Consider the following 2,482-nt stretch of genomic DNA (forward strand, 5'->3'; position numbering starts at 1 on the left):
GGGAAAGTGCTGCCTCCCGGCCGTCGGAGGCAGCACTTTCCCTGTAGTTGCGCCTGGCAACGAGCGTTCGGCGCCCGGGCGGGCCTGAGCGCGAGGGGAGCATGGGCGTGGGCGTGGGCGTGGGTATGGGTATGGGCATAAGCGTGTGCGTGTGGCGGCGCCGCGGCGCAGCGTGGCGGGGCAGGAAGGCGCGGGGTTGCGGTGCCACGGGAGGGTGCCGACGGGGGACAGACGAGCCGGGCCGGCTCCGCAGTGAGCGGAGCCGGCCCGGCCGGTGGTGCGGTGACTGCTCAGCAGTCGGCGTGCAGCGGACTGCTCAGCAGTCGTAGTACATGGCGAACTCGTGCGGGGTCGGGCGCAGGCGCACCGGGTCGACCTCGTTGGCGCGCTTCCAGTCGACCCAGGTGGAGATCAGGTCGGGGGTGAAGACACCACCGTCGAGCAGGTAGTCGTGGTCGGCCTCAAGCGAGTCGAGCACGGCCGACAGCGAGCCCGGCACCTGCTTGACGTCGCCCCACTCCTCCGGCGGGAGGTCGTAGAGGTCCTTGTCGATCGGCGTCGGCGGCTCGATCTTGCTCTTGATGCCGTCCAGGCCGGCCATCATCATCGCGGAGAAGGCCAGGTAGACGTTGGCCGACGGGTCCGGGACGCGGAACTCGACGCGCTTGGCCTTCGGGTTCGCGCCGGTCACCGGGATGCGGGTGCAGGCGGACCGGTTGCGCTGCGAGTAGACCAGGTTGACCGGCGCCTCGAAGCCCGGCACCAGACGACGGTACGAGTTGATCGTCGGGTTGGTGAAGGCCAGCAGCGACGGCGCGTGGTGCAGCAGACCGCCGATGTACCAGCGGGCCATGTCGGACAGGCCGGCGTAGCCGGTCTCGTCGTAGAACAGCGGCTCGCCGTTGAGCCAGAGGCTCTGGTGGGTGTGCATGCCGGAGCCGTTGTCGCCGAAGAGCGGCTTGGGCATGAAGGTCGCGGTCTTGCCGTTGGCCCAGGCCTCGTTCTTCACGATGTACTTGAAGAGCTGGAGCTGGTCACCGGCGTGCAGCAGGGTGGAGAACCGGTAGTTGATCTCGGACTGGCCGGCGGTGCCCACCTCGTGGTGCGAACGCTCCACGTTGAAGCCGGTGTCGACGAGGCGACGCACGATCGAGTCACGCAGGTCGGCGTAGTGGTCCACCGGCGGGACGGGGAAGTAGCCGCCCTTGTACGCGGTCTTGTAGCCACGGTTGCCGCCCGGCTCTTCGCGGCCGGTGTTCCAGGCGCCCTCGATCGAGTCGATGTAGTAGAACGACTGGTGCGCCGAGGTCTCGTGGCGGATCGAGTCGAAGATGTAGAACTCCGCCTCGGCGCCGAAGTAGGCGGTGTCGGCGATGCCGCTCGCCGCCAGGTACGCCTCGGCCTTCTTCGCCACGTTACGCGGGTCGCGGCTGTAGGCCTCGCGGGTGAACGGGTCGTGGATGAAGAAGTTGAGCGCGAGAGTCTTCTGCGCACGGAACGGGTCGATGAACGCGGTGGCGACATCCGGGAGCAGGAGCATGTCCGACTCGTGGATCGCCTGGAAACCGCGGATCGACGAACCGTCGAACGCGAGGCCGTCGGTGAAGAGGTCGTCGTTGACGGACTCGACCGGCAGGTTGAAGTGCTGCATCACGCCGGGCAGGTCACAGAAACGAACGTCGACGAACTTCACGTCCTCGTTCTTGAGGTATCGCAGCAGTTCCTCGGGATTGGCGAACACACATCCTCCTGGCACGTCCACGGGGTGGCTAGGCTTCTGGCGACGCTAGGGCCGGGCGGTTGCCCGGCCGTGTCTCCGTTGTTTCTGCCGTGTTACGTCCCTCGCGGAGCGTCAGCGACACCCCTGTCACGCCTCCGGCCCGCCAGGAACGCCGTACCGACTGTGCCAGTGTAGTGACATCTGATGCCTTTAGCCTGAATCGGCACACAGTGGCGGCGGCACCCGGTAGGCCGTCATCCCGGCGCGGATACCCTTGACCGCTGTGACCAATCCGCACCTCCCGGCAGCGCCGGCCACCGACCCCAGCTTCACCGCGCCAAGCCTCGGTCGGCGGTTCGCGGCGTTGATCATCGACTGGGTGCTCTGCCTGCTGGTGTCCAACTTCTTCGCCGACCCGGTCCGTGACGGCTGGGCGCCGGTGCTGGTACTGGTCTTGGTGTACGGCATCTTCCTCGGCCTGTTCACCCAGACGCCGGGCATGTACATCACCAGGATCCGCTGCGTGAACTGGCACGACGGCGGCCGGATCGGCGTGCTCCGGGGCTTGATCCGTGGCCTGCTGCTGGCCCTCGTCGTCCCCGCGCTCATCATGGACGAGCACCGGCGTGGCCTGCACGACCGACTCGCCGACTCGGTCATCGTCGACGCCCCCCGCAGCTGAACCGCCCCGCGCCCTGCGCCCGCGCTCCGCGCCCTGCGCCCGCGCCCTGCGCCCGCGCTCCGCGCCCTGCGCCCGCGCCC

At 68.4% G+C, this 2,482-nt stretch carries 2 protein-coding genes; one reads left to right on the plus strand and one right to left on the minus strand.

The annotated features are described in order from the left end of the window. Positions 1-316: 316 nt before the first annotated feature. The gene (glnA, locus tag ACWER9_RS31775; protein ID WP_112671701.1) at positions 317-1,741 is read right to left on the minus strand and encodes a type I glutamate--ammonia ligase; all 1,425 of its coding nucleotides are present in this window, start codon (positions 1,739-1,741) and stop codon (positions 317-319) included. A 262-nt stretch (positions 1,742-2,003) separates the two neighbouring features. Here glnA and ACWER9_RS31780 point away from each other — a divergent pair, with 262 nt between their 5' ends. Beyond that, entirely contained in the window at positions 2,004-2,402 is a 399-nt protein-coding gene (locus tag ACWER9_RS31780; protein ID WP_452305315.1) for an RDD family protein, read from the plus strand. The last annotated feature ends 80 nt before the right edge of the window (positions 2,403-2,482 follow it).

The organism is Micromonospora sp. NPDC003944, assembly GCF_053605225.1.